The organism is Nocardiopsis moroccensis (assembly GCF_055763695.1).
In genome coordinates this window covers 5,938,079-5,959,768 of record NZ_CP199747.1, presented here as the reverse complement: position 1 = coordinate 5,959,768, position 21,690 = coordinate 5,938,079, and the positions used below count along the sequence as shown (strand labels likewise).

Annotated in this window: 17 protein-coding genes; 3 read left to right on the top strand and 14 right to left on the bottom strand. The window is 71.0% G+C overall.

The genetic code is table 11. The features are described 5' to 3' along the window. Positions 1-19: 19 nt before the first annotated feature. Positions 20-820 (bottom strand): fumarylacetoacetate hydrolase family protein, encoded by an 801-nt coding sequence (locus ACUKCB_RS26350; RefSeq protein ID WP_473038228.1) that lies wholly within the window; start codon positions 818-820, stop codon positions 20-22. Positions 821-1,330: 510 nt separating this feature from the next. Between ACUKCB_RS26350 and ACUKCB_RS26345 the strand changes: the two genes are divergently transcribed. Beyond that, positions 1,331-2,125, top strand: coding sequence for a DUF3152 domain-containing protein (locus ACUKCB_RS26345; protein ID WP_473041150.1), 795 nt, complete (start codon positions 1,331-1,333; stop codon positions 2,123-2,125). A 197-nt stretch (positions 2,126-2,322) separates the two neighbouring features. Further along, a complete protein-coding gene (locus ACUKCB_RS26340; RefSeq protein ID WP_473038227.1) occupies positions 2,323-2,793 on the top strand; it encodes a Rieske (2Fe-2S) protein in 471 nt (156 codons plus the stop codon). A gap of 69 nt (positions 2,794-2,862) precedes the next feature. Here ACUKCB_RS26340 and ACUKCB_RS26335 read toward each other — a convergent pair whose 3' ends face one another. From ACUKCB_RS26335 to ACUKCB_RS26280, 12 genes are all read right to left on the bottom strand, one after another. Next, positions 2,863-4,263: an ABC transporter substrate-binding protein gene (locus tag ACUKCB_RS26335; protein WP_473038226.1), complete on the bottom strand. Its 1,401-nt coding sequence runs from the start codon at positions 4,261-4,263 to the stop codon at positions 2,863-2,865. A 41-nt stretch (positions 4,264-4,304) separates the two neighbouring features. After that, entirely contained in the window at positions 4,305-5,210 is a 906-nt protein-coding gene (locus ACUKCB_RS26330) for a carbohydrate ABC transporter permease (protein WP_473041149.1), read from the bottom strand. Beyond that, the gene (locus ACUKCB_RS26325) at positions 5,210-6,199 is read right to left on the bottom strand and encodes a carbohydrate ABC transporter permease (RefSeq protein WP_473041148.1); all 990 of its coding nucleotides are present in this window, start codon (positions 6,197-6,199) and stop codon (positions 5,210-5,212) included. The genes ACUKCB_RS26330 and ACUKCB_RS26325 overlap by 1 nt, the downstream gene beginning before the upstream one ends. A 319-nt stretch (positions 6,200-6,518) precedes the next feature. Then, positions 6,519-8,129 (bottom strand): citramalate synthase, encoded by a 1,611-nt coding sequence (gene cimA / locus ACUKCB_RS26320; protein WP_191274204.1) that lies wholly within the window; start codon positions 8,127-8,129, stop codon positions 6,519-6,521. Between the two features lie 354 nt (positions 8,130-8,483). Then, the gene (locus tag ACUKCB_RS26315) at positions 8,484-9,104 is read right to left on the bottom strand and encodes a hypothetical protein (RefSeq protein ID WP_473038225.1); all 621 of its coding nucleotides are present in this window, start codon (positions 9,102-9,104) and stop codon (positions 8,484-8,486) included. A gap of 153 nt (positions 9,105-9,257) precedes the next feature. After that, the gene (locus ACUKCB_RS26310) at positions 9,258-10,373 is read right to left on the bottom strand and encodes a branched-chain amino acid aminotransferase (RefSeq protein WP_452547263.1); all 1,116 of its coding nucleotides are present in this window, start codon (positions 10,371-10,373) and stop codon (positions 9,258-9,260) included. 203 nt (positions 10,374-10,576) lie between these two features. Further along, positions 10,577-11,641, bottom strand: coding sequence for a 3-isopropylmalate dehydrogenase (locus ACUKCB_RS26305; RefSeq protein WP_452547262.1), 1,065 nt, complete (start codon positions 11,639-11,641; stop codon positions 10,577-10,579). A 586-nt stretch (positions 11,642-12,227) separates the two neighbouring features. After that, positions 12,228-13,865 (bottom strand): glycosyltransferase family 2 protein, encoded by a 1,638-nt coding sequence (locus tag ACUKCB_RS26300; RefSeq protein ID WP_473038224.1) that lies wholly within the window; start codon positions 13,863-13,865, stop codon positions 12,228-12,230. Positions 13,866-13,880: 15 nt separating this feature from the next. Then, entirely contained in the window at positions 13,881-15,473 is a 1,593-nt protein-coding gene (locus ACUKCB_RS26295) for a glycosyltransferase family A protein (protein WP_473038223.1), read from the bottom strand. Then, positions 15,470-17,326, bottom strand: a complete 1,857-nt coding sequence (locus tag ACUKCB_RS26290; protein WP_473038222.1) for a glycosyltransferase — start codon at positions 17,324-17,326, stop codon at positions 15,470-15,472. The genes ACUKCB_RS26295 and ACUKCB_RS26290 overlap by 4 nt, the downstream gene beginning before the upstream one ends. Next, positions 17,323-19,170, bottom strand: coding sequence for a glycosyltransferase family 2 protein (locus ACUKCB_RS26285; RefSeq protein WP_473038221.1), 1,848 nt, complete (start codon positions 19,168-19,170; stop codon positions 17,323-17,325). The genes ACUKCB_RS26290 and ACUKCB_RS26285 overlap by 4 nt, the downstream gene beginning before the upstream one ends. Continuing rightward, positions 19,170-19,547, bottom strand: coding sequence for a hypothetical protein (locus ACUKCB_RS26280; protein ID WP_473038220.1), 378 nt, complete (start codon positions 19,545-19,547; stop codon positions 19,170-19,172). Before ACUKCB_RS26280 ends, ACUKCB_RS26285 begins: the two co-directional genes overlap by 1 nt. A gap of 44 nt (positions 19,548-19,591) precedes the next feature. Between ACUKCB_RS26280 and ACUKCB_RS26275 the strand changes: the two genes are divergently transcribed. Then, on the top strand, positions 19,592-19,819 hold the full coding sequence (locus ACUKCB_RS26275) for a hypothetical protein (protein WP_473038219.1): 228 nt from the start codon (positions 19,592-19,594) through the stop codon (positions 19,817-19,819). 140 nt (positions 19,820-19,959) lie between these two features. Here ACUKCB_RS26275 and serA read toward each other — a convergent pair whose 3' ends face one another. Then, positions 19,960-21,549 carry a phosphoglycerate dehydrogenase gene (gene serA / locus ACUKCB_RS26270; protein ID WP_473038218.1) on the bottom strand — a complete coding sequence of 530 codons (1,590 nt, stop codon included), beginning with the start codon at positions 21,547-21,549 and terminating at the stop codon, positions 19,960-19,962. Positions 21,550-21,690 lie beyond the last annotated feature (141 nt).

Here is a 21,690-nt window from a genome sequence, read left to right as displayed (position 1 = left end):
CGCGCACGGTCGGCCGGGCTCAGTCCCGGGCGACCACCCTGTTGCGGATGGTGCCCAGGCGCTCCACGGTAACGGCGACCTCCTGGCCGACCTCGACGGGGCCCACACCGGCGGGTGTGCCGGTCAGGACCACGTCGCCCGGGAGCAGTGTCATGAAGGAGGTGACGTAGGAGATGATGCCCGGGATGTCGTGGAGGAACTGTGACGTACGCCCCTCCTGGCGCGTCTGGCCGTCCACGGTCGTGGTGACCGCCAGGTCCTGGGCCTCCTCGATGCTCAGGCCGGTGGTGATCCACGGCCCGATCGGGCAGAAGGAGTCGAAGCCCTTGGCCCGCGTCCACTGTTTGTCCGTCTTCTGGAGGTCGCGGGCGGTGACGTCGTTGGCCACCGTGTAGCCCAGGATCACGTCCTTGGCGCGCTCCCGGGGGACCTCGCGGCAGGGCCGGGAGATGACGATCGCCATCTCGCCCTCGAAGTCGACCCGCTCGGAGACCGAGGGGTAGAAGACCGGGTCGGCCGGCCCGGTGACCGCGGTGGACGGCTTGAGGAAGACGACCGGTTCGTCGGTGGACTCCCCCGTGATGTCCTTCATCTCCGCGACGTGGTCGGCGTAGTTCTTGCCGATGCACACCACCTTGGTGGGCAGGACCGGCGACAGCAGCCGCACGTCGGAGAGCTTGGCCCGCTCACCGGTCAGCTTGATGTCCCCCAACAGCGGGTGGCCCGTCAACCGCGCGACGAACTCCTCCCCGCTGTCCGTCTCCGTCTCGACCAGGCCGAAACCGACCTCGTCACCGGCCGCGAACCGTGCGATACGCACCTGATGCCTCCCAGCAGCCCTGCTTGACTCGCTCTTGCCGTGTGCAGCGTAACGGCGCGAAGGGCGCGACCGGACCCGGGCGGGGACGGCGCGCGGCCACCCACCGGGACGGGCCCGGGGCGCGACGGGGGGCCGGAGGGCCACGACAAACGCCCGAAGCCGGGACACACCCTCATTTCCCGGGGCGCCGCCTGGCCCGCCACGGGGGCGATCTCTGGCATGCTGGGGTTCGTTGCACCGAGCCCCCGGGAGCCGCCGTTCCGGGGGTAGGCGGCACCGCTCCCAGGTGAGCGGAGACACCGCCCAGGGTGACCGCCATGACATCCGGTCATCCCGTGGGGTCGCCTCCACCGGCCGCCCTGGCCGGAGCGGCCCCACGGCCGCCGGAAGGGGGCGGAGGCACAGCCTCCCGTACCCGGGCCGGCGGTACCACCGTCCACTGTCGAGAGGTTGAGCCTCGTGCCCGCTTCCGCTCCCCGCGCCAAGCACCGTCGGCGCCGCAGGTACCCCATGGGCCTCGCCCTGGGCCTGTGTCTGGTCTCGGGTGCCTCCGCCGTACTGATGGTCAGCGTGCCCGAAACCGACACCGCCCCGGGGTCCCCGGCGGAGACCTCGGCCACCGGCCCGGTCAGCGACGGGATCCCCGACGAGAGCGGTCGCGGACACCCCGCCACGGGGGAGGAGTCGGCCGCCGGGGCCGCCGCGGACCCGGGCAGCCCCTCCCCCAGTCCCTCGTCGGCGGAGGAGGAGACCCCGGTGCTGCTGCGCTCGGTGGAGGAGGAGGTCGACTCCGCCGACGGCGAGATCCGCGTGGTGGACGACGAGAGCGAGGTCATGGGCGAGGGCCCGCTGACCACCTTCGCGGTGGAGGTCGAGGAGGGGCTGCCCGGCGAGGACGAGGACTTCGTGGACGCCGTCGAGGAGATCCTGGGCGACCCCCGCAGCTGGGGCAACGACGGAGACCGGTCGTTCCAACGGGTGGACGGCGACGACGCCGACATCCGGGTCCTGCTCGCCGCTCCGGACACGGTCGACCGCATGTGCGCCCCGCTGAACACCAACGGGTTCGTCTCCTGCGCCAACGGCAACCGCGCCATCATCAACCAGAACCGCTGGGTGTCGGGGGTCGAGCACTTCGACGACGACCTGGAGACCTACCGGATCTACCTGATCAACCACGAGGTCGGCCACACCCTGGGCCACGGGCACGTGAACTGCCCCGGCGAGGGCGAGACCGCACCCGTGATGCAGCAGCAGACCCTGGACCTCCAGGGTTGCGAGGCCAACGGCTGGGTCCACCCCTAGGGTCCGGTCCGCCGCCGTGCCGTCACCGAGGTGGCCCCGGAGCGGACACGTCGGCGGATTTCCCGGACACGGGGGGTCTGCGCCGTGTTCCATGGAAACCGGCCCCTGTCGGACGGGGCCGTCCGCCGCCCGTGCGGGGCCCAGGTCCCCGCACGCGAGTCCGCCCCGCTCCGCGCCGGGCGAGAGAGTGAGGCCGCATGTGCGACTGCCGTGACACGCGTTCCGAGACCGTCCTGTCGGAGGTGACCCGGCGCTCCGTGTTCGGGGCCGCCGGGGGCGGGGCCCTGGTGGGGGTGGTCACCGCCTGCGGCGGAGGCGCCGACGGCGGGGCCGCGACGGACGGCGGGAACGACACCGGGGGCGGGGAAGCGGGCGACACCGAGGCGCCGGTCGCCGCCACAGACGAGGTCCCCGTGGGGGGCGGCACCATTCTCAGCGAGCACGAGGTGGTCCTCACCCAGCCCGAGGAGGGCATCTTCCGGGCCTTCTCCACCAGCTGCACCCACGAGGGCTGCCCGGTCGACCAGGTGGCCGACGGGCAGATCCAGTGCCCCTGCCACGGAAGCCGCTTCTCCGTCGAGGACGGATCCCCCGTCGAGGGCCCGGCGCAGAGCCCTCTGGAGGAGATCCCGATCCGGGTCGAGGGCGACGACATCCTCCTCGCCTGAACCGACGGACGGAGAGGGGGCCGCCGTGGAACACCACCGCGGCCCCGCGCACCGCCTGCCTCAGGTCGATCAGTCGCCCACCGACTCGTTGTACTCCCCGATGGTGCGGGCCACGCCGTCGGCCGCTTCGGACATGGCCTGCTCGGCGGGGACGTCACTGGTCAGGGCTTCCTCCCAGCCCTCCTCCGCGGCGACGCGGGCCTCGGACATCACGCCCATCATGCAGCCCGCGGTGTTCTCGTTGATCTCGGAGTCCGCAAGCTGGTCGGCCGCCACGGAGAACTGCGGGAACTCCTCGGCGCGCTCGGTGGCCTCCGGGCCGTCGTAGCCCTCGGTGTTGACCGCCAGGTACCCGGTCCCCGCGTGCCAGACCGACTGGGACTCGGGGGTCAGCAGGAACTGGACGAACTCCCAGGAGCCGCGGATCTCCTCGGGGGTGTGGCCCTCACCGTTGATCCACAGCGAGGCGCCGCCGATGATGGAGCCGCCCGGATCGTCCGCGCTGATCAGCGGGAAGTAGCCGGCTCCGACCTCGAAGTCGGACTGCTCGATGAACCCGCCCAGCGAACCGGTGGACTCCAGGGTCATCGCGGCGCGGCCGGAGGTGAACGCGGCCTGACCGTCGTCGGTGTTTCGGCCGATCTGGACCGCCAGGTCGTCCTCGATCATCTGCTCCCACCATTCGACGAGCTCGACGACCTTGGGGTCGTCGAAGAGCACCTCGGTGGCGCGGCCGTCACGGCCGTTGGCGTTGTCGCAGTACGGCACGGACGCGCGCGCCATGAACTGCTCGACGAACCACCCGTACACGGCGGCGCCGAACCCGTACTGGACCACGGTGCCGTCGTCGTCGGTGACGGTGAGCTGTTCGGCGGCCTCCCTGATCTCGTCGAGGTCGGCGGGCGGGGAGTCCGGGTCGAGCCCGGCCTCCTCGAAGGCGTCCCGGTTGACGTACATCAGCGGGGTGGAGTTGTTGAAGGGGAACGACCGCAGTTCGCCACCGACCGTGAAGTAGTTGAGCAGCGCCTCCTCGATGGGGGCGGTGTCGTAGCCGTCCTTGTCGACGAAGGACTGCGCGGGCACGGTCTGGGCGGAGTCGATCATGAACTGCGTGCCGAGGTCGTAGATCATGATCAGTTCGGCGGTCTCGCCCTGCTGGATGGCGGCGCGGTGACCGGCCAGGGCCTCGTCGTAGCCGCCCTGGAAGGATCCGGTGACCTGTACCCGGCCCTCGTTCCGGGAGTTGAACTCCTCGATCAACCCGTCCAGCACCTGGCCGTTGGTGGCGTCCATGCTGTGCCAGAACTCGACCTGGACCGCCTCGTCGAGGTTGTCCAGGACCTCCGGACCGGGGGCGGTGAGGTCTCCGCCGACGCCTTCGCCGTCACCGGAACAGGCGCTGAGGAGCAGGCCGAGGCCGGCGAGCAGCGCAGCGGCCCGAACACCGCGGCGTCTGGGGGATCGCTTCATGGTTTCTCGTCTCCACTAGGTGTCACTGGGTGTGTCGCGCCCTACTTGACCGCGCCGGCGGTGAGGCCCCGGACGATGAAGCGCTGCCCGAGGACCACGAGGGCGAGGGTGGGGATGACGGACAGGGCGGCGCCCGCGAGGACGAGGCCGGGGTTGGCCGCCTCGCCCACCTTGAGGCTGTTCAGACCGATCTGCAGGGTCTGCATCTCGGTGCTGCGGGTGATGATCAGCGGCCAGAAGTACATGTTCCAGCTGGTGATGAAGACGTACATGCCGACGGCGGTCAGGGCCGGCCTGCTCAACGGCAGCAGGATGGTCCACAGGAACCTGAGGTGTCCCATGCCGTCGATGCGCGCGGCGTCGTACAGCTCCCGGGGGAACTGTTTGAAGCTCTGGCGCAGCAGGAACGTGCCGAAGGCGTAGGCGAGGAAGGGCAGTACCAGTCCGGCGTAGGTGTCGCCCAGCCCCCACCCGGTGAGGGTGAGGTAGTTCGGGATGAAGGTCGCCTCGGCGGGGACCATCAGTGTGGACAGGAACAGTGCGAAGACGACCGCGCTGCCCCGGAAACGCAGGAACACGAACGCGTACGCGGCCAGCGCCGAGGTGAGCAACTGGCAGGCCGTGATGATCGCGGCCATGACCAGCGAGTTCGTGTACATGCGCAGGAGCGGGACCGCGTCGAGCGCGCCCTGGACGTTCTCCGGGTGGACGCCGGTGGGCAGCAGCCGGGGCGGGAAGGTGGACAGTTCCCCCGGTGCCATGAGGGTTCCCACGAACACGTAGTACACGGGGAACAGCACCGGGAGCAGGAGTGCCGCCAGGAGGGAGTACAGCAGGACCCGGCCGAGGACGGCTCCGGGACCGCGCCGGTGGCGCGTGCGGGCGCCCGGCTGCCGGGGGCGCACGGGTTGGTCGGCGGTGCCGCGGGCTGCGGCGGGCGTGCGGATCACGAGTAGTGCACCTTCCGCTCGACGGCGCCGAACTGGATCGCGGTGCACACCAGGACCACCAGCAGCAGGACGAGCGCCTGGGCGCTGGCGCGGCCGAAGTCGCTGGTTCCGTACGCGAAGGCGTCCTGGTAGATGGAGTAGACCAGGGTCGTCGTGGAACCGACCGGACCACCGGCGGTGAGGATGTGGATCTGCCCGAAGCTCTGGAGCGCGTTGATGGTGGAGATCACCACCAGGAAGAAGAGCTGGGGTCCGAGCAGCGGGACGGTGACGTTCCAGGCCAGACGCGGCCCGGTGGCCCCGTCGATACGGGCGGCCTCGTTGACCTCCCGGGGGATCGCACCGATTCCGGCGGCGAGCACCAGGACCCCGTACCCCAGGTTCATCCAGACCGTGGTGAGGGCGACCGACCACAGGGCCATCTCCTGGGAGGTCAGCCACGGGACCGGGTCCAGGCCCAGGCGGTACAGGACGCCGTTGAGCACGCTGTTCCCCGGGCTGTAGAAGACCGCGAAGATCACTGAGGCGCTGGCCACGGAGAACGCGAAGGGCAGTGCGAAGGCGCCGCGCAGGAACCTCTGGAGTGCCCCGCGGCCGCCGGCGGAGGACTCCGATCCGGTTCCTCCGACCAGGACTCCTTCCAGGAGGAGGACGATCGCGAGGGCACCGATGATCCCGGGGACGACGACGGCGAGGGTGAACACCAGTGTCGTGAGGAGGACCTGGGCGAACTCGGGCGAGGCCATCTCCGCGAAGTGGCTCAGGCCGACGAAGCGGTTGGGTTGACCGATGATGTCGTTGCCGTGCATCGACAGGTAGACGGTGCGCCCCAGCGGATAGACCAGGAAGAGCGCGAAGACCGCCACGGAGGGTCCGAGGAACCCCCAGGCGAGCAGGGTGTCCCGTCCGGGGCGGGCTCGTCGGGACCAGGACTCGGGGGATGACGGCGGTACGGAGCGGCGTCGGGCCACCCGGTCGGTGGTCACGCCGTTCCCCCCGCCCCGTCGGATGGTGGGTGAGGACACGCCCCGCAGTCTTCACGGGGCAGGTGACCTGCGGTTCGCGGTGAGGCGAACTGCGTGCCAACGCGGAGGCGCGTATCGGTTATGCCCCGCATCCGTCACCACCCGCACACAGACGACTCCAAAGTTCGCAGTATCGGGTGATCGGGGACACGCGCGCCATGGCCCCGTGGGCAGGACTGCCTTACTCACAGGCAACCCACAGTCGGGTGCTCCACAGACGGGACGCGGCCGCCCGATCCGCTGTCGGTCGGACGGCCGCGCGGCGGTACCGGGCCCGGGCTCAGCCCTGCGGGTAGCCCTGGCGCAGGAGCCCGTAGGTGATGGCCTGTTCCAGCGCGACCCAGGAGGCGTCGACGACGTTCGGCCCCACGCCCACGGTCGTCCACTCCTCGTTGCCGTCGCTGAAGCTGACCAGGATCCGGGTGATCGCGTTGGTGCCCGAGGAGCCTTCCAGGATGCGGACCTTGTAGTCGGTCAGCTCCAGTCCGGCCAGGGCCGTGTAGACGCTCTCCATCGAACTGCGCAGCGCCCGGTCCAGGGCGTTGACCGGACCGTTGCCCTCCGAGGTGGCAATGACCCGCTCGCCCTTGACCCGGAGCTTGACGGTGGCCTCGGAAAGGCTCTCGTAGTCGCTGGACAGGGGGCTGGTCCCGGCGGTCGGGCGGCGCTCGGTGATGACGCGCCAGGACTCGGTGTCGAAGTAGCGGACCGGTTCGCCGAGCTCCTCACGCAGCAGCAGCTCCAGGGAGGCGTCGGCCGCCTCGAAGCTGTAACCGGACAGTTCCAGGCCCTTGACCCGCTCCACGACCCGCCCGGACAGGGCCTTGTCGCCGGACAGGTCCAGCCCCAGCTCCTGGGCCTTGAGCTCGATCGAAGCGCGCCCGGCCATGTCGGAGACGAGCATCCGCATACGGTTGCCGACCAGTTCGGGGTCGGTGTGCTGGTAGAGGTCGGGGTCGACCTTGATGGCCGAGGCGTGCAGCCCCGCCTTGTGCGCGAAGGCCGACACCCCCACGTAGGGCTGGTGGGTGTCGGGGGCGAGGTTGACGATCTCGGCGATGGCGGTGGCCACGCGGGTCATCTCGGCCAGGCAGCCCTCGGGCAGGACCTCGTGGCCCCGCTTGAGGGTGAGCGCGCCGACCACGGAGAAGAGGTTGGCGTTGCCCACGCGCTCGCCGTAGCCGTTGGCGGTGCACTGGACGTGGGTGGCGCCCGCGTCCACCGCGGCCAGGGTGTTGGCGACCGCGCAGCCGGTGTCGTCCTGGGCGTGGATGCCCAGGCGGGCGCCGGTGGCCTCCAGCACCTCGGTGACCACCCGGGTGACGTCGGCGGGGAGCATGCCCCCGTTGGTGTCGCACAGGACGACCACGTCGGCGCCGGCGTCGGCGGCGGCCCGGACCACGGACAGGGCGTACTCGGGGTTGTGGTGGTAGCCGTCGAAGAAGTGCTCGCAGTCGACGAACACGCGCTGCCCGTGCTCGCACAGGTGCGAAACGGTGTCGGCGACCATGGCGAGGTTCTCGTCGAGGGTCGTGCGCAGGGCACGTTCGACGTGTCGGTCGTCGCTCTTGGCGACAAGAGTGACGACCGACGCGCCGCTGTCGCGCAGTGCGGCCACCTGGGGGTCGTCGGCGGCCCTCACACCGGCCCGGCGGGTCGCGCCGAAGGCGGTGAGTCGCGCGTGCTCCAGCGTGAGCTCTTGTGAAGCCCGCTGGAAGAACTCGGTGTCCTTGGGGTTGGCCCCGGGCCATCCGCCCTCGATGAACGCCACTCCGAAATCGTCGAGCAGCTTCGCGATGGCCAGCTTGTCGGAGACCCGGAGGTTGATCCCCTCGCGCTGGGCTCCGTCGCGCAGCGTGGTGTCGAAGACGTGGAAACTGTCGTTCCTCATGGGTGGAACTCCCGGTTGATGCTGTGTGTGGCGGGCCCGGCCAACAAAAAAGACCCCTCGTGGACACGAGAGGTCAGCGCGCTGGCAGGGTCCGGTTTCTTCCCTGCGGTACGCGGGAAGTCGTCAGCCAGCGCGCCCCAAAATAATGAGTACCTGGGACAGCATGCGGCCAGTGTGCCACACGGGCGGCGGAGAGACGCAGTTCGGGGCCCATATGTCTCACACTGCGAGATGAAAATTTCTTAGAACGGACAAAAGTGCAGCCCGGCACCCAGAAAGCGGTGCGGGCCGCCCAGTGGTTCCGGGCAGCCCTTCGTGCTTCGCGAGACGTGGGCCGGGGGCGGTTGTCAGGGGCTACCGGGCGTCAGGGGCCACTTCGTGGAACTCCGAGTAGTCGAACTCGGGCACCTGCACCACCACGTCGGCTTCCTCGGCCTCCCGTAGGGCGTCGAGCTCCTCCTGGGTGATCTGCGGTTCCATCGGCGGGCGCTCCTGCGGGGTGTTGAGCATCTCCTCCAGGATCTCCTCGCGGGGGTCGACCCACCCCGGGTCGCCCTCGGAGAGGGCTCCCGGGGCTCCTCCGCCGGTTTCAGGGGGCGTGGCGCCGCCCGAATCCTGTTGCCCTGAAGCCTGATCCGGGGTGTCCGCGGCGTGCTCGGCCGCCTGCTCGCCCTCGGCCTCCTCCTTGTGCTGGGGGTCCTCGGGCTCGGCGGTACCGGTCAGCGGGGTGGTACGGCGTTCGGAGGAACTCGCGTCCTCGTTCTCGGCCACGCTCCGGGCCGGGCCGGGCGGGGAGAGAGCGGCGGCCACCTCGGTGGCGGTGAAAGCCGCACCGCCCACCACCAGTCCGGCGGAGGCCACCAGGGCCACTCGGGCGGGCCAGGAGAAGGGTGTGCGGGGCGCGGTCTTCTCGTCCGCCGCGGAGGCGGCGGGTCCGTCGCTCCCGGGGACGGAGGAAGCGGTGGGTTCGGGCACGGAGGGCTCCTCGGGGGAAGGGGATGACGGGGTGCGGAGCGGGCCGGAGCAGGATATCCAGCGGGCAGGACACACGGAGGGCCGCCACCGGGTCTCGGTGGCGGCCCTTGCCGGGTCCTCGGCTCGCGTGGTTCCCAGAAGCCCGGTTTCGGGCTAGAAGCGGGTGATCCAGCCGTACTTGTCGCTGCGCAGGCCGGTCTGCAGGCCCACCAGCTCCTCGCGCAGGCGCATGGTGACCGGGCCGGGCTCGCCGTCACCGACGGTGAACTCGCCCTCGTCGCTCCTGACCCGGCCGACCGGGGTGATCACGGCCGCGGTGCCGCAGGCGAAGACCTCGGTCATCTCACCGGACTCGGCGGCCGCCTTCCACTCCTCGATCGACAGCGGCTTCTCCTCCGCCGGGATGCCCAGGTCGGGGGCGAGGGTCAGCAGCGACTCGCGGGTGATGCCCGGCAGCAGGGTGCCGGTCAGCGGGGGCGTGCGCAGGCGGGCGTTCTCCCCCTCGCCGAACACGAACCACAGGTTCATGCCGCCCATCTCCTCGACCCAGCGGTGCTCGCGGGCGTCGAGCCACACGACCTGGTCGCAGCCCTTCTCGACCGCCTGGGCCTGGGCGAGGAAGCTCGCGGCGTAGTTGCCCGCGAACTTCGCGGCCCCGGTGCCGCCCGGGGCGGCACGGGTGAAGTCCTTGGACAGCCAGACCGTCACCGGCTTGACGCCGCCGGAGAAGTAGGAGCCCACCGGCGAGGCGATGAGCAGGTAGACGTAGCTGCGCGAGGGGTTGTTGACCCCGAGGCCCACGTCGGTGGCGACCATGAACGGCCGCAGGTAGAGGCTGAAGTACTCCTTGGTCGGAACCCATTCCCCGTCGTGTTCGAGCAGGAGCTCGATCGACTTGAGGAAGAGTTCCTCGGGCAGCTCCGGCATGGCCATCCGGGCCGCGCTGCGGTTGAAGCGGGCCGCGTTGGCCTCCGGGCGGAACGAGGCCAGCGAGCCGTCGGGGTGGCGGTAGGCCTTGAGCCCCTCGAAGATCTCCTGGGCGTAGTGCAGGGAGGCCGTGGCCGGGTCCAGGCTCAGCGGACCGTACGGCTCCAGCTTGGCGTCGTGCCAGCCCTTGCCCTCCGTGTAACGGATGCTCACCATGTGGTCGGTGAACACCTGACCGAACCCGGGGTTCTCCAGCAGTGCCTCGCGCTCCTGCGGGGTCTTCCGCCGGTCGGAGAGCTGGATGTCGAACGTCAACCCAGTGGTGGTGGTGTTGTTGTTCATGTTGTCGGTGGTCCTCTCGGGTGCAACGGGTCGGCAGCGCCGCCGACCTGGGATCCAGTGTGTCGGAAGAGCGCCCCCGGTGCCAGACCGGAGCCGGACGGACAGCGGGCGCGCTGGAGTGTCTCCAGGCGCGCCCGATGGTGGTCACCGCCGGCTCCCGCCGTCGGCCGCGCCTCGAAGGGGCAGGGCCGACGGTGGTCGCGTCAGCCCTGCTCGGCTACTCGCGCGGCGAGGTCGTCGCCGATCTGGGAGGTGGAGCGGACCGCGCCGTCCTGGGCGCGGGTCTTCAGGTCCGCCGAGACCGCATCCTCGATACGGCGCGCGGCCTCGGGCACCCCCAGGTGGTCCAGCATGGTCGCGGCCGAGAGCACCGTGGCGGTCGGGTCCGCCTTGCCCTGGCCCGCGATGTCCGGAGCCGAACCGTGGACCGGCTCGAACATGCTGGGGAAGGTTTTGTCCGGGTTGATGTTACCGCTCGCGGCCAGGCCGATGCCTCCGGTGATGGCGGCGCCGATGTCGGTGATGATGTCGCCGAACAGGTTGTCGGTGACGACCACGTCGAAGCGGCCGGGCTGGTTGACGAAGAACATCGCGGCGGCGTCGACGTGGCAGTAGTCCACGCTGACCTGCGGGTACTCGGCCCCGACCTCCTTGACGGTGCGTTGCCACAGCTCGCCGGCGAAGGTGAGGACGTTGTCCTTGTGCACCAGGGTCAGCTTCTGGCGGGGGCGTTCCGCGGCCTTGGCGAAGGCGTAGCGGACCACGCGCTCGACACCGAAGCGGGTGTTCACGCTGTCCTGGGTGGCGATCTCGTGCGGGGTGCCCCTGCGCAGGACGCCGCCGGCGCCCGCGTAGGGGCCCTCGGTGCCCTCGCGCACGACCAGCATGTCGATGTCCTCGGGGGCCACGCCCGCCAGCGGGCTCTCCACCCCGGGGTAGAGGCGCACGGGGCGCAGGTTGACGTAGTGGTCGAAGTCGAACCGCAGGCGGAGCAGCAGGCCGCGCTCCAGGACCCCGCTGGGGACGGACGGGTCGCCGACCGCGCCCAGGAAGATCGCCTCGTGCCGGCGCAGTTCGGCGGCGACCGAGTCGGGCAGCGTCTCACCGGTGCGGTGCCAGAGCCTGGCGCCCAGTTCGTACTCGGTGGTCTCGATGGCCAGGTCGTACTGGGAGGACGCGGCCTCCAGCACCTTGAGGCCTTCGGCGACCACCTCGGAGCCGATCCCGTCACCGGGGATGACGGCCAGTTTCACGGTGCGCGCTGCCATACGGACTGCCTCTAACTCAGATGTGACCCCGCCATGACTTCTCAAATGGCGAGATCAGATGAACAGTAGGTGAGACAACTGTACCGGCCTCCGAGGACCGCCACCGCCGCCCCACCTCCCGTCCAGGACAAAGGGGCGCGAACCGCCCCCTAGTCGCGGCGGTTGATCGCGTCCTGGAGAGCGCGGGCGATCTCGTCCTCGGAGTCGGGCGTGGACGGGTACTCGATCATGTCGTACATGTGATCCTCCGGGTGCGGTACGTGACCGGCGGCGCGTACGAAACGGCCGCGGAGCTCAGGAAACGAGAGGCCAGACCACGGGGCCCGGTGGTCCCGGGCGGCGCGCTGGCCGCGTGGGCGGCGGTGGCCACGAAAGAGGACTACCCACCCCGGCGCGGGCCCGGTGGGGCCGGCGAAGCGGGAAACGGCGGCATCCGGCGGTGGAGCCGATGCCACTGACTCTTAGGACGACAGAATATCGGATGTCCAACTATCTGGCCAGGACATATCACATAGTGAGACTGATTTATGTTTCCTCAGTTCACAGCGGCGCAAACAAAGCGACTTAACGGACTAGTCGCCCGCGCTCACCTCCGCAGACCCCGCGTGCCGCTCCGGAGACCACAGAGCAGCAGCCACCCGCAGCGCCCCTGCGTCAGCGCCCGGATCCGCCGCTCCCACCTGTCGGACTCCTTCCGCCACCGCTCCGCGTCCCGCTCCGCCTTGCGCATCTTCCTGTGCCAGCCCTTCGGCGGCCTCTCCCCGTCCTCCTCGGCGGCGAGGACCTCGGAGCGGTCCAGCACGTGGACACCCCACAGTTCGGCCACGGCGGCGTCGCGATCCGCCGCGCCCGCTCCCAGGTGTCGTGCCCGGGCGAAGGCCGCCGTGCGCTCCAACCTCAGGGGGTGGGACCGTCCACCCGCACCCGGCACCCGGACGAGCCCGGCGCCCTCCCGGTCCGCCGCCCCCGTCAGGGCGCGCACCGCGCTCCGACTCGGGCGCACCCCGGGCGACAGCAGCAGCCTGAAGGGCACGTCCGGATCGGTCTCCGGCTCGGCCCCGGCGAAGACCACCCTCGGTTCGCACCGGTAGTTCTCGTGGATCAGCCGCACGTCCACCGCCGGATCGTCGATCGTGGCGTGCCGCCCCGGCACCACCAGCCGCCAGTCGCCCACCAGAGTGATCCGGATGTCGGCCACGTCACCGGCCAACAGCCCGTCCACTGTCTCGGTCACGTCGTCGAACCGGCGGCCGACCGTGTCGACCACCACGTCGACGAAGGGCACCTGCCAGGTCCGGCCGGGGGCCCTGCGGCGGGTGTACTGCCGGGGCAGCCGGTTCTCCACGAAGGGGCGCCGGTAGCGCGCCGCCTCCTCCCGGCGCCGCTCCGTCGTCGGCCGTCCCAGGTGCAGGCCGTGGGCCACGTGTTCGGGGACGAACACCGCGCCCCGTTGGGAGAGCCGGTACCCGAGCTCGCTGTCCTCCCCCATGACCAGGTCCGGCGACGTGCCGCCGGCGGCCTCGAACAGTTCTCGCGGCATCGAGGCCGTGGCCCCCGTGAACACCTCCCAGGCCCGGTGGCCCGCCGACCGAAGACCGTCGGTCCGCTCCAGCACCTCGGTGATCCACGCCATGTCGGCCGAGCCCTGGTCCAGGAGGTCGGCCGTCTCCGCCCGGCGCACGCGCTCGTACACCTCGGCGGGGGCGAGCCCGGTGCCCGGATCCTCGCTGTACACGACCCGGCCCATGACGACGAGGTAGTCGGCCAGGTGGTGCCAGCGCATCTGCGCCTCGACGTGTCGGCGACCGACGACCACGTCGGCGTCCAGCCGCAGCACGACCGGTGCCGTACAGGCCGCCACCCCCGTCCGCACCGCGTGCCCCGGCCCCCAACCCTCTTCCGGAGCGAGGACCAGGCGCGTGTGTTCGGGGCGGATCGGTGGCAGCCGCAGCGCCGGATCACTGCCGTCGTCCACCACCACGACCTCCATCAGGTCAGCCGGATAACTCTGCGCCGCCAACGACGCCAGGGTCAGATCCAGCTTCTCCTGCCCGCCGTAGGCCGGAATGACCACACTCACCGACAACTCGGGCCGCCACTCCCCCAACAGCGGCGGCTCCAACACCGAATAGTCGTTACGGCACAGCCTGGGTTGCCTGCCGGGCCCCATCCCCGTCGGCGCCCCGAAAACGGCCCCCGTGCCCCGTGCGTCCTTGCTCGCCATGCGCTGCCCCCGTCCTCAACCGATCATCCGGCGCAGGAGCCGGCCGGTGCGACTCCTGGTCAACCAGCGGAACCGGCCCTCCAGCCGTTCGGCCCGGGCCCGGTGCGCCTCGACCCTGGCCTGGGCCCGCTCCAACAGCACCCTCCAGTCCGGCGGGGGCTCCTCCACCTCTTCCTCCGGGGTGAACAGCACCGACTCGCCGTCGACCCAGTGCACCCCGAAGACCTCGTCCACCACGGCCTCCAGGTCGGCCTCCCCGGCCCCCAGCCGTCGGGCGCGGGCGAAGGCCGCCGTGCGCTCCAGCCGGGGCCCGCCCAGGTCGTCACCGGGCGCGGTGGCGCGTACCAGCCCCGCGTTCGCCTCGTCCGCCTTCGCGATCATCTGGCGCACCCCCTGCGGGGCCGGGGCCTGACCGGGAGCGAGCAGCAGCCGGAAGGGCACCTCCGGATCCGGTTCGGGATCGGCCTGCACGAACTCCACCCTCGGTTCGCACCGGTAGTTCTCGTGGAGGAGCCGTACGTGCACCGCCGGGTCGTCCAGGACCGCGTGCCGCCCGGGTGTCACCCGCCACCACTCGCCCACCAACCGGATCCGCAGGTCGCACACCTCACCGGTCAGCAGTGCGTCCACCGTCTCCGCCACCTCGTCGAACCGGGCCCGCGTGGCGTCGACCACCGCGTCGACCCGTGGCACCTGCCACTGCCGGCCCGGCAGGGCCCGGTGCTCCCCGATGAGGGGAAGCCTGGTCCCGACGAAGGGGCGGCGGAACCGGACTCCGTCCTCCCTGCGGCTCTCCATCTGCGGCAGGCCCAGGTGCCAGCTGCCGGCCTCCGTCTCGGGGACGAAGACCGCACCGTGCTGGGCGAACCGGTACCCCAGGTGGGTGTCCTCACCCAGAACCAGTTCGGCCGCGGCCCCACCGGACTCCTCGAAGAACGTGCGACGCACCGACCCGGTACCACCGATGAAGTAGCGGAACGCCGTGTGGCCGACGGTACGCAGACCCTTGGTCCGCCTGTAGGCGCGGCGCAGCCACTCCAGTTCCTCGCCCGGCCCATCGACCAGTGCCTCCGGCTCCCCCCGGCGCACCGCGTCGAGCACCCCGGCCGGTTCCAACTCCCCGAGCGTGTGGTCGACGCAGCGCAGATGGCCGGTGACGGCGAGGTAGTCGGCCAGATGGTGCCAGCGCATCTGCGCCTCGACGTGCTCCCGGAAGGCGATCATGTCCGCGTCGAAGAACAGCAGCACGTCGGCGTCGGAGACCGCGGCGCCGGAGTTCACCGCGTGTCCGCGCGCCCAGCCACCGGGCAGGCTCGGCACGATCCGGGTGTGCTCGGGGCGGATCGGTGGCAGCCGCAGCGCCGGATCACTGCCGTCGTCCACCACCACGACCTCCATCAGGTCAGCCGGATAACTCTGCGCCGCCAACGACGCCAGGGTCAGATCCAGCTTCTCCTGCCCGCCGTAGGCCGGAATGACCACGCCCACCGACAGCTCGGGCCGCCACTCCCCCAACAGCGGCGGCTCCAACACCGAATAGTCGTTACGGCGGATGAGCGGGCGCGGGGCGGACAGCGTCCGCACGGGGCCGCTCTGGACAAGCGTCATCGGTCGCTCCCCTGTGCTGTCGGGTCAGGTGTCGTCGTCTCCGGTGCCGTGGCGTCGGGTTCCGTGGTCGGCACGTCCCCGGGATCGGGCTCCAGCAGAGCGCTGGGCCGCCAGCCACGCCACTGGCGCTGGGGCTCCCGCAGGAAGTAGCCGGGCGCCTCGTGCCAGGTGTGGCCCGTTCTCCTGCGACGGATGACGCATCCCAGACCGTGGGTGCGGTAAATCGAACCACCCATGTCCCGTACGTCGTCGAGAAGGGCGTTGTCCTCACCGAGCCCCATCGGCCGGAAACCGCCGACCTCCTCCAGGACCGTGCGGTCGGTCAGCATCGCGGCGCCGGTCACGTGCCGGGCGAAGCGTTCGGAGGGGACCAGTCGCCGCACGGTGACGCCCAGCGGTTCCAGGTGGTGGTACTCCGTCGCACAACCGACCAGGTCGGCGCCGGAGTAGCGGCGGGCCAGCACCAGATCCGACAGGTGGTCGGGCCCGTACCAGTCGTCATCGTCCATCTTCGCCACCAACGCACCACTCGCCCGCGCGATCGCCCCGTTGAGCACCGAACCGAGAACCAGATCCTCACCCGGCTCCCACACCACGAGGGGGCGCCCGCTCCGCCGAAAGTCCGCGATCGCCTCCGCCACCCCCGGCGCGTCCGGCCCGAACCCGTGCAACGCCAGCACGACCTCCACGTCCACACCCCGCTGGCGGGCCACCTGCCGCAACGCGAACCCCACCATCTCCGGCCGCCGCGTACACAACACCACCGACACCGGAGGGTCCGGGGGCATCGGTGTGCCCCGCCGGAAGGAGAGACGACGGGCCCGCGCGTGCTGCCCGTGCAGCCGCAGCGCCGCCCGCCGCAACCGGATGCTGTGCTCCTCCCGCAGCAGTTCGTCGGCGAGTTCCTCCTCGCGCGACCAGGAGAGAAGGTCGTGGAGTTCCTCTCCCAGCGGCCGTGCCCACATCGGCGGTCGGGCGCTCACCAGGGGTATCCCCGCCGCGGCGAGTCCGGCCACCACCCGCACCGCAGCCACCGGCCCGCTGTGCCGACCCCACTCCACCCGCACCGCACGCAGATCACGCAGCGCAGCCACATCCACATCAGTCACAGCACCGTCATCCGGCACCCGCCAACGCACCCCACCGCCCACGGACAACACCCACCGGCCACCCCGCGAAACCAACCGCCCCACCTTGGGCTTCGCCGCCCTGGAGAACCCCACCGGATTCACCACCCGCTCATCCACCGCCGGAACATCCTCCACCGACAGACGGGGGGACACCACGGACCCGCTCACCGCTCCCGGCTCGCCCAGACACCGCCAGGACAGGGCGGCCACCGAACGGTCCTCCGTGTCGGACGGTGCGGGTTCCGCCGGGCTCCGAAGGCCCCCCACCAGCCCGCGTGCCAGCGCCGCCAGCACCTCGGCCGCCTCGACCGGGTCGGTGAAGGCGAACTCCCACAGCCAGCCCTCGTCCGGCAACCGGCGCGTCCGCGAGCCCAGCAGCCCCTCCCACTGCCCCAGGCCCGGCGGCGAGGGCAGGGGTGGGCCCTGGCGCGGCGCGGTTTCCAGTACGGCGACCGCGATTGCGGCTGCCTGAGGGAGCCCGCTGTTCAGGGGGACAGCCGCGCGCAGATCGGCCGGGGTCGCCGCGACGAGCACGACCAGGTCGACCGTCCGGCCCGGCCCACCGTCCGTCCCGGCTCCGCCCGGCCCCAGGTCCAGGGCCCGGACCCCGGCCGCCCGGGCCACCTCTTCGACGGCCCCGGCGGCGCCCTGCCCCACGTGGCCGACCAGGGCCGTCCGTGCTCCGTGCGCCCGCAGCGCCTCGACCAGCAGCGTCTCGATCACCGCACCGCCCCCACGGCACGGGCCCGCCCCTCGTCGAGTTCGGCCAGATCCGTCCAGGTACCGGCCGACCCGGTCGACGGCAGGTCCTCGGAGGCGGGTTCCAGCAGCGCGCTGGGCCGCCATCCCGGGAGCTGCTGCTGCCCGCACAGCCGTAGGAAGTAGCCCGCGTCGACACCCCAGGTGTGTCCGGACGCCTGGCGCCGGAGCACGTAGTTGCAGCCGTGCCCGCGGTGGATACGGCCGCCCATGCGCTGGATCGCCGCCAGCATCCGGGTGTCCTCGGCCGTGGGCACCGGCTGGAAGCCGCCCACCTCCTCCAGTGTCCGGCGGTCCGTCAGCAGGGTGCCCCCGGCGGACTTGTGATGGAGGGCCTCGGTGGTCCCGGCCAGGCGCACGGTCCGGTCGAGGGGTTCCAGGTAGACGAAGGAGGCGATGGTTCCGACCAGGTCGGCGCCGGAGTAGCGGCGGGCCAGCACCAGATCCGACAGGTGGTCGGGCCCGTACCAGTCGTCATCGTCCATCTTCGCCACCAACGCACCACTCGCCCGCGCGATCGCCCCGTTGAGCACCGAACCGAGAACCAGATCCTCACCCGGCTCCCACACCACGAGGGGGCGCCCGCTCCGCCGAAAGTCCGCGATCGCCTCCGCCACCCCCGGCGCGTCCGGCCCGAACCCGTGCAACGCCAGCACGACCTCCACGTCCACACCCCGCTGGCGGGCCACCTGCCGCAACGCGAACCCCACCATCTCCGGCCGCCGCGTACACAACACCACCGACACCGGAGGGTCCGGGGGCATCGGTGTGCCCCGCCGGAAGGAGAGACGACGGGCCCGCGCGTGCTGCCCGTGCAGCCGCAGCGCCGCCCGCCGCAACCGGATGCTGTGCTCCTCCCGCAGCTGCGGGTCAGCCATCCGCCGTTCCTCGGCGGAGGCGACGAGGTCCGACAGTTCCCCGCCCAGGCGCCGGGCCCATCCGGGCACCGGCCCGCTCACCAGGGGTATCCCCGCCGCGGCGAGTCCGGCCACCACCCGCACCGCAGCCACCGGCCCGCTGTGCCGACCCCACTCCACCCGCACCGCACGCAGATCACGCAGCGCAGCCACATCCACATCAGTCACAGCACCGTCATCCGGCACCCGCCAACGCACCCCACCGCCCACGGACAACACCCACCGGCCACCCCGCGAAACCAACCGCCCCACCTTGGGCTTCGCCGCCCTGGAGAACCCCACCGGATTCACCACCCGCTCATCCACCGCCGGAACATCCTCCACCGACAGGTCCAGCAGCGTGCCGCGCCCGGTCAACGCGCCGGGGCTGCCCAACCCCTCCCAGCTGGGTCCGGCGGCCACGGGAACGTCCGGGAACTCCTCTTGTGGCGCCGCCTGGTCCCGTCGGCCGCCCACCATTCCCTGGGCCACCGCCCGGAGGACCACCTGCACCTCCACCGGATCGGCGAAGGCGAAGGCGCACGACCACCCCCGGTCCGGCAGACGGTTCACCCTGAAGTCGAGCAGGCTCTCCCACTGCCCCAGCCCGGGGACCACCGGGAAGGGCGGTCCGCTGTGCGGGGCCGAGGCCGCGACCACCACCCTGACGTCGGTCGCCGACGGCAGGGTGCCGCTCAGGGGGACGGCCGCACGCAGATCCGCCGGGGTCGCCACGAGGACGGCGACACCCGTGACTGGATCCTCGAAGGTACGCCCGGCCGCGCTCCGCAGATCGACGACCTCGGTCCGCGGCTCCGGACGGGCGGGGCCCGCCGTACCCGCTCCGAGATGGCAGAGCAGGAGGTTCCCCGGCCCGCGGGCCCGGAGGGCCTCGGCCAGGGCCCCGTCCATCACGAGGCCGCCCGGGCGGGGACCGAAGCGCTCCCCATCACCTGGACGTCCGACACCCGTCCGCCGGGGTCCGTGCGCAGCTCGGCCACCGACTCGGCCACCGCGTCCAGCCGGTCGGCCAGGTCGTCGGCCCGGCCGAAGAGCTCGGCCCGGTTCTCGCCCGCGATCTCGGCGACCTCGCGCAGCTGCCGGTCGAAACCGCGGCGCAGCTGCCGCATCTGGACGCTGGTACGCCGGATCTGGACGGCCAGGAGCAGCACCAGCCCGCAGAGCACGGTCAGCAGCAGGAGCTGCGCCGCCGACCACACGTCGATCAGACGGTAGGCCAGCAGCAGGCCGAGCACCCCGGACACGGCGAGCACGGGAACGGTGGACAAAAGGACGTTACGCCGCCTCAGGAATCGCATTGCAAACCCCATCCATGTCGATGTGGGAACAGCGTTCCATCGAAATCGGGAACACGCTCACAGGACACGGGGAAGGCGTCGTTGTTTACCAATATCTGACCGGCCCTGGCCAGGCCAGTGCGACAACAGCGAAAGGATCGGACCCGGCAAAACGCATCGCATTCAATGCGATAAAAGCGAAAGTAGACCCTTTCCGAAAAGCGAAGAATCAGGAAAAACAAGACTTTTGCCGAAGGATCTGAAAATCCCGTGATCCCACGGCGCCACGGAGTCCGCCGACGACGTCACGGGCCGCCCGAAGGACGCGCACCGAACACACGGAGGCCCCGCACCCCACCGGCTGGTGCCGTGTGGGTCGCGGGGCCGTGCCTGTCGGAGGCTCCTAGTCCTCCAGGTCGATCTGACGGGCGATCTCCGCGTCGATCTCGGCGGAGATCGAACCGAGGATCTCGTCCGGCACCGCGGAGTCGACGGTCAGGGCGATCAGCGCCTTGCCGCCCTCCTGGTCCCGGATGACCTGCATTCCGGCGATGTTGACCTCGGCGTCGCCGAGCAGCGCGCCGACCTTGCCGACGATGCCCGGACGGTCCTCGTAGGAGAGGAAGACCATGTGCTCGTCGAGGCCGATCTCCATCGTGTAGTTGTTGATCTCCACCAGCTTCTCGGACTGGCGGGGGCCGGTCAGCGTACCCGACACGGACACGCGGGTCCCGTCGGACAGGACACCGCGCACGGAGATCAGGTTGCGCCAGTCGCTGCTGTCGTCGCTGGTGACCAGGTTGACCTCGACACCGCGCTCCTTGGCGAGCAGCGGCGCGTTCACGAAGGTCACGGTGTCCTCGACCACGTCGGTGAACACGCCCTTGAGCGCGGCCAGCTCCAGGACCTTGACGTCGTGCTGGGCGATCTCGCCGCGCACCTCGACGTCGATCCGGGCGGCGAGCGCACCGGCCAGCGAGGTGAACACCCGGCCGAGCTTCTCGGTCAGCGGCAGCCCCGGCTTGATCTCCTCCGCGACACCGGTGCCCTGCACGTTCACCGCGTCCGGAACGAACTCGCCCGACAGGGCCAGCTTCACCGACCGGGCCACCTGCGTGCCCGCTTTCTCCTGCGCCTCGGTGGTGCTCGCACCCAGGTGCGGGGCCACGACGACGTTCTCGAACTCGAACAGCGGGCTGTCCGTGGTGGGCTCCTTGGCGAACACGTCGATGCCCGCACCGGCCACCCGGCCGTCCTTGAGCGCCCGGTACAGCGCGTCCTCGTCGAGGATGCCGCCGCGTGCGGCGTTGATGACCCGAACCGAGGGCTTGACCTTGCTCAGCGCCTCGTCACCGATCAGGCCCAGGGTGTCCTTGTTCTTGGGCAGGTGGATGGTGATGAAGTCGCTTTGCTCCAACAGCTCGTCCAGCGTCACCATCTCGACGCCGATCTGCGCGGCGCGGGCGGGCTGCACGAACGGGTCGTAGGCAATGACCCTGGTACCGAAGGCCAGCAGGCGCTGGGCGACCAGGGCGCCGATCCGGCCGAGGCCGACGACACCGACGACCTTCTCGTAGAGTTCCACACCCGTGTACTTGGACCGCTTCCACTCACCGTTGATGAGGGCGTTGTGCGCGGGGGCGGTGTTGCGCGCGCTGGCGAGGAGGAGGTTGATGGCCTGCTCGGCGGCGCTGATGATGTTGGAGGTCGGGGCGTTGACGACCAGGACGCCGGCCTTGGTGGCGGCGTCGACGTCCACGTTGTCCAGGCCCACACCGGCACGGGCGACGACCTGGAGGCGGTTGGCCGCGGCGACCGCCTCCGCGTCGACCTGGGTGGCGCTGCGGACGATCAGGGCGTCGACGTCAGCCAGGGCCGGAAGCAGCTGGGACCGGTCGGCGCCGTCCACATGGCGGACCTCGAAGTCGTCTTCGAGGAGCGCGATTCCGGCGGGAGAGAGCTTTTCCGCGACGAGTACGACGGGTTTGGTCACAAAGGTTCCTTTACGGGTGGTATGACCCGTTCGCGCAGGTGGAGGCGCTGCCCGAACCGGGTCTGACGGCCGGTCAAAAGTCTACTAGCGGGGTAGGGAAGCCTGTCGGGCGGATCGGACGTAGCCGCCGCGCAAGAAGGG

Excerpts from the sequence above, each read along its gene's own strand:
- ACUKCB_RS26345 (WP_473041150.1), top strand. The coding sequence starts at position 1,331 with ATGGGCCTCGCCCTGGGCCTGTGTCTGGTCTCGGGTGCCTCCGCCGTA.
- ACUKCB_RS26340 (WP_473038227.1), top strand. The coding sequence starts at position 2,323 with ATGTGCGACTGCCGTGACACGCGTTCCGAGACCGTCCTGTCGGAGGTG.
- ACUKCB_RS26335 (WP_473038226.1), bottom strand. The coding sequence starts at position 4,263 with ATGAAGCGATCCCCCAGACGCCGCGGTGTTCGGGCCGCTGCGCTGCTC.
- cimA (WP_191274204.1), bottom strand. The coding sequence starts at position 8,129 with ATGAGGAACGACAGTTTCCACGTCTTCGACACCACGCTGCGCGACGGA.
- ACUKCB_RS26310 (WP_452547263.1), bottom strand. The coding sequence starts at position 10,373 with ATGAACAACAACACCACCACCACTGGGTTGACGTTCGACATCCAGCTC.
- ACUKCB_RS26305 (WP_452547262.1), bottom strand. The coding sequence starts at position 11,641 with ATGGCAGCGCGCACCGTGAAACTGGCCGTCATCCCCGGTGACGGGATC.
- ACUKCB_RS26300 (WP_473038224.1), bottom strand. The coding sequence starts at position 13,865 with ATGGCGAGCAAGGACGCACGGGGCACGGGGGCCGTTTTCGGGGCGCCG.
- ACUKCB_RS26295 (WP_473038223.1), bottom strand. The coding sequence starts at position 15,473 with ATGACGCTTGTCCAGAGCGGCCCCGTGCGGACGCTGTCCGCCCCGCGC.
- ACUKCB_RS26285 (WP_473038221.1), bottom strand. The coding sequence starts at position 19,170 with ATGGACGGGGCCCTGGCCGAGGCCCTCCGGGCCCGCGGGCCGGGGAAC.
- ACUKCB_RS26275 (WP_473038219.1), top strand. The coding sequence starts at position 19,592 with ATGTCGATGTGGGAACAGCGTTCCATCGAAATCGGGAACACGCTCACA.